The following is a 239-nucleotide window of genomic DNA, read 5'->3' as shown; positions in this document are numbered from 1 at the left end:
GGCCAAGACTTATTTAAAGACTTAGTAAAAGCATGGCGAAAAATTGAAGTAAAAGGTTTAGTTCATATTCTTCAAGATGACGAGCCAGAAGAGCATTACCACGCTTTATTTATGAAAGAAACAATTGCGGCAGCAGGTTTTGAGTGCAAAATTATTATTGGTTTAAATACTCTGTCTTGGGATGCCTTTGGCAATATTATTGATGCCGATGGCAATAAACTTAATTATGTATGGAAAAC

At 34.7% G+C, this 239-nt stretch carries 1 pseudogene; it reads left to right on the top strand.

Features of this window, described 5'->3' with window-relative positions:
• Window positions 1-239, top strand: a pseudogene (locus AAEY62_RS24520) (bifunctional glutathionylspermidine amidase/glutathionylspermidine synthase); the annotation flags it as partial.

The sequence above is a fragment of the Pseudoalteromonas sp. GW168-MNA-CIBAN-0100 genome (assembly GCF_040309225.1).
GTDB classification, from domain to species: Bacteria; Pseudomonadota; Gammaproteobacteria; order Enterobacterales; family Alteromonadaceae; genus Pseudoalteromonas; species Pseudoalteromonas arctica.
Note: the sequence above shows the minus strand (reverse complement) of the source record. Positions and strands in the feature narration are given on the sequence as shown.